The sequence below is a fragment of the Xanthomonas sp. SHU 308 genome (assembly GCF_000364645.1).
Classification (GTDB): Bacteria; Pseudomonadota; Gammaproteobacteria; order Xanthomonadales; family Xanthomonadaceae; genus Xanthomonas_A; species Xanthomonas_A sontii.
This window is the reverse complement of record NZ_AQOK01000010.1, coordinates 1-4,062: the sequence shown is the minus strand read 5'-3', so window position 1 is coordinate 4,062 and position 4,062 is coordinate 1. Positions and strand designations below refer to the sequence as shown.

5 protein-coding genes are annotated in these 4,062 nt (G+C 60.0%); 3 read left to right on the top strand and 2 right to left on the bottom strand.

Translation table 11 applies throughout. The features are described 5' to 3' along the window. Window positions 1-349: 349 nt before the first annotated feature. Together D588_RS0100650 and D588_RS0100645 are read left to right on the top strand one after the other, a co-directional pair. Window positions 350-853 carry a sigma-70 family RNA polymerase sigma factor gene (locus tag D588_RS0100650; protein WP_026143219.1) on the top strand — a complete coding sequence of 168 codons (504 nt, stop codon included), beginning with the start codon at window positions 350-352 and terminating at the stop codon, window positions 851-853. Between the two features lie 20 nt (window positions 854-873). After that, complete coding sequence (locus D588_RS0100645) at window positions 874-1,530, top strand: hypothetical protein (protein ID WP_026143218.1); 657 nt, start codon at window positions 874-876, stop codon at window positions 1,528-1,530. Between the two features lie 145 nt (window positions 1,531-1,675). Here D588_RS0100645 and D588_RS0100640 read toward each other — a convergent pair whose 3' ends face one another. Both D588_RS0100640 and D588_RS26215 read right to left on the bottom strand, forming a co-directional pair. Beyond that, a complete protein-coding gene (locus tag D588_RS0100640) occupies window positions 1,676-2,164 on the bottom strand; it encodes a hypothetical protein (protein WP_081613438.1) in 489 nt (162 codons plus the stop codon). Window positions 2,165-2,184: 20 nt separating this feature from the next. After that, window positions 2,185-2,562 carry a SymE family type I addiction module toxin gene (locus D588_RS26215; protein WP_157836382.1) on the bottom strand — a complete coding sequence of 126 codons (378 nt, stop codon included), beginning with the start codon at window positions 2,560-2,562 and terminating at the stop codon, window positions 2,185-2,187. Window positions 2,563-2,798: 236 nt separating this feature from the next. Between D588_RS26215 and D588_RS0100635 the strand changes: the two genes are divergently transcribed. Then, window positions 2,799-3,914, top strand: a complete 1,116-nt coding sequence (locus D588_RS0100635) for a hypothetical protein (RefSeq protein ID WP_017914606.1) — start codon at window positions 2,799-2,801, stop codon at window positions 3,912-3,914. The last annotated feature ends 148 nt before the right edge of the window (window positions 3,915-4,062 follow it).

Genomic DNA, 4,062 nt, shown 5'->3' with positions numbered 1-4,062 from the left:
GCAGCAGCACGGACTCCTACGGCAATACCACGACCCGTAGCGATTAGGGCAACGTGGTTCGCAGCGCGACGGACTCCTTCGGCAACACGACGCGTCGCGACGACAAGGGCAGCGCAACGCGCTGCAGCACCGTCAGCTTTGGCATTGCCACTTGCCGACAAACAGCCTGACGCTGCATTCAAGCCGACGCCGCGCTGCCGCGCGGCTTGATCCAGCAACGTCCTTCCGCGCGATGACCAGTTGAAGATTCTTGCTGGCGCGGTGTGAGATTCCGTGCGCTGGCGCGAATCATGGTGTCGAGGGGCGCGAAGGCCGCGCCGGTGAACCAATGGATACCATCGCAACCGCCATGACCGCGAACGACGCCAGAGATGCCTTCAGCGCGCTGCTACAGCGCCATTCCGGCATCGTGTTCAAGGTCGCCGGCAGCTATGCGCGCGGTGCCGAGGACCGTGCCGATCTGGCCCAGGAAATCGCGGCACAGCTCTGGCACGCCTGGCCGACGTACGACCCAGCGCGCAGCGTCAGCACCTGGATGTACCGGATCGCGCTGAACGTGGCGATCAGCCACCTGCGCAACCGCGAACTGCGGCAGCGGCACGACGCGATGCCGCTGGACGAAACCCTGCACGACGTGGCCGACGGCAACGCCGCGGACCCGGAGAACGAACAGCGGCTTCGCCTGCTGCAGGACGTCATCGCGCGCCAGCCGCCGCTGGACCGCGCACTCTTGCTGCTCTACCTCGAAGACCGCCCGCAACGCGAGATCGCCCAGATCCTCGGCATCACCGAAAGCAACGTCTCCACCAAGATCGGACGCCTGAAACAGCGCATCCGCGACGAATTTCGCTAAACCACGCCATGGAGACCACGATGGAACTCGACGACTTCAAATCGGCCTGGCAAACGCTGGACCGCCGGCTGCAACTGGACAACACGTTGAAGCTGCACGAATTGCGCGAGCGCAAACTGGACCGGACACGCGGCAGCCTGCGCCCGCTGTACTGGGGCCAGGTGCTGCAGATCCTGTTCGGCATTGCGTTCGTCCTGCTCGCGTCGCTACTGTGGATGAGCAAGCCAGCACATGCCGCGTCCATCGTCGCCGGTGTGTTGGTGCAGGCGTATGGCGTGCTGACGATCGTCGCGGCCGGCGTGGTGCTGGGGCGACTCGGCAACATCGACTATGCGCAGCCGGTCGTCGGCATCCAGAAGCAGTTGCTGCGCGCACGCACGCTGTACATCCGCAGCGGCATGGTCGCCGGTCTGCCGTGGTGGTTCCTGTGGATCGCGGTCTTGCAGACCTTGGCTGGCCTGGGCGATGTCGATCTGCTGGCCAATGCCCCCGCGCTGGTGTGGAGCGGCTACGGCATCGGCGTCGCCGGCCTGCTAGGCACCTGGTGGCTCCACCGCTGGGCACGCCGCCCGCAACGCGCCGAGTTCGGCCGGAAGATGGACGACTCCTTGAGCGGCGGCAGCCTGCGCAAGGCGCTGGCGCAACTGGACGAACTACAGCGCTTCGAGCGCGACTGAGCGCGCTTTCTCATGGCCGTCACCATCAACAAATGTAGCTTGGTTCAACCGGCGGCTACACCTGCCGCGTGTGAGCAGCGCTACACGCAACCAGGGTTATGAGTGTCGTGACACCCCGCTTCAATCAGCCCTGCTCGAATCGCTTCTACAACTGACCCGCTTCGAACGATCTTTCCCAGCCCACGGCACTCACCAAGCGAACGCGCTCCACCTCGAACGTGAACTTCACGCGGGAAACGCGCTTGCCTTGGCTGTCGATGAACTCGACCTCGACGTCCACCTCACGCTCTGAGCAGGCATTGGGCGCCATGTCCATGTAGTCCCAACCAAGGAAACGGTACGAGTCGGCGTGCATGGTTCGCGCAAGCGCACGAGCGCCGTCGATGCCAGTGCCCAACGGACGACCCACGTCACCAGCACCGAGGTTAAAAGTGGCCATTGGGGCAACCAGGTCCGCGAGTCCGCTACCGGAATTTTCTGCCCGCCTGAGGACGTCAACCGCGCGAAGGCTCAGGAACCGGTGCAACTCACGCGAGCTGGTGAATTCGTGCAGATCGCAGCGGCTGGCCCCTGCGAACGCGGGGCCAGCGATCGAGAGCCAACTGAGGCATAAGATCAATCGAAGGATGTTCATCTGCGCAGTATGGCCCACGGTTAGAAGCCTGAGGTCAGAGCACATCTCACACCACATGGATTTGGGTCCTTTCCACCCACCGCGAAGCCGATGCCTTCCAGCCAAAGCCCGTACAAGCGCAAGCTCGGCACCTGCCGCCCGACGCGCATACCATTGCGGTCCACATCGTAGTAGCGGTAGCCGATGGTGCATTGCGTGGGGCGGCGCGGGATCGAGCGCCTGGGCACTGGGTTCTTGTCAGCGTCGGGATGCAACGGTGGCGCCGACGCACCAGGCAGCGTCTCGGCGATGATGGCATCTAAGGGATCGGGGGACTCGAGCTTGAGCCAGCAGGGCTTTGCCTTGATGGCAAGGCGAGGAGATTTGGTCTTTGAACCAGCGTCTGCACTGCCGGACATGACGTCCTCCATTTGAGTGGGAGTCGCCAAGTGACTTCGGGAGACCAAACCCAGCCGCGGAATTTGCCGTAGCGAATAGATAATTCGCTCGTCCCAAAGAAGCTGTCAACGCTTAAACAGAACATCTGTAGACATCTGCAGGAAATCGCGCCGGTGCGGATTAAGTTAACCTGGCCCCGATATCGGCCGAGTAAGTGTAGTCTTCCCCTGTTTTGGAGAACGAACGAGGAACCCTAATGAGCGAGGCCCAGGCGAACCGCTTCGATTACATCACCGCACAACCATACCGTATGCTCTTGGAAGCTGATTTCGCCGAGATGCAGGCGTGCTTGGAAGCCCGAGCATGGAAGGCAGCCATGGTCCTTGCCGGAAGCCTCATTGAAGCAGTCCTCGTCGAACACTTGGAATGGCTGTCACCTGTGACTGAAGCATTGCGAATCAGGAAACTTATGCTTCAACAAGTCATCTCCGAGTGCGAAGACCAGCATGTGATTACCGAGACTACCGCCAAGCTCTGCAGCGCAATCAAGGACTATAGGAACCTTATCCATCCAGGGAAGGTAATGCGTGATAGCGTCGCCGCGCCGGACCAGAGCAATGCTTTGATCGTCACAGCATTGGTAGGGAGGATAGTTTTAGAGGTCGCGGCATCGCGCAAAGCGAAAGCAGGACTGACAGCCGAGCAGCTCCTTCGGAAGATCCAACGGGACAGCGGCTCAATCGCAATTCTTCCGCATCTTCTTCGCGACATTGCGGATAAGGAGAAGCAGCGCTTGATGCTTGACGTGCTTCCGAAGGCATATGCGGAAAGCCTCATATACGATGACTTCGAATGGGATGCTGCACTTCCTGAGAGAATTTCTGCCGCCTATCGGCTCGCTATCAAGGAAAATCCGGAGCTCGCGGGCGTGACGACGCTTCAGTTCTATACCCTAATTCGGAACGGCGAAGCTACAGAGATCGCCCGTCATCGGACTGCATTCTTCCGCCCTACCGATCTGGAGCACCTAGACGAGCTCAAGCGACCGGTCGTAGTTGACTACCTGATTGGTTTCTTGATTGAGCAAGGAGATAGTATTCCCTTCGGCGAACTGGCAGGAGTTGGGCCATTTCTCACTGTTGAAACGCTCCCGAAGTTCCTTAGCCCTATGCTTCGATACATTCGAGCGGCGAAGGTTTCCACGCTGGCCGTGCGATATGTCGCTAATGAGCTTGCCAAGCTTCCGGAGGATGTAAAGCCCTCCGCTCGCGAACAGATCACTCGGTTGATCTCCATGCACAAGAATCGAGGAAACAGCAAGCATGCTGCTGAACTCGAAGAGCTCATAGAGTGGATCGATATTCCGTTCTGAACCTTTCACTACAGGTGTTGCGCTTGCTTAAAACAACGCGAGAACTTGGATGTCGTTGCCCTCGGTGTGCCTGCGGCCGACGACCAGTGATCGACAAGAATGGGTCAGGTTGAGCCACCCCCGATTTCTCGGACAGGTTAATTAGGGA

Bases quoted from the DNA above. Each gene is read 5' to 3' on its own strand.
- D588_RS0100650 (WP_026143219.1), top strand. From the start codon at position 350: ATGACCGCGAACGACGCCAGAGATGCCTTCAGCGCGCTGCTACAGCGC.
- D588_RS0100645 (WP_026143218.1), top strand. From the start codon at position 874: ATGGAACTCGACGACTTCAAATCGGCCTGGCAAACGCTGGACCGCCGG.
- D588_RS0100640 (WP_081613438.1), bottom strand. From the start codon at position 2,164: ATGAACATCCTTCGATTGATCTTATGCCTCAGTTGGCTCTCGATCGCT.
- D588_RS26215 (WP_157836382.1), bottom strand. From the start codon at position 2,562: ATGTCCGGCAGTGCAGACGCTGGTTCAAAGACCAAATCTCCTCGCCTT.
- D588_RS0100635 (WP_017914606.1), top strand. From the start codon at position 2,799: ATGAGCGAGGCCCAGGCGAACCGCTTCGATTACATCACCGCACAACCA.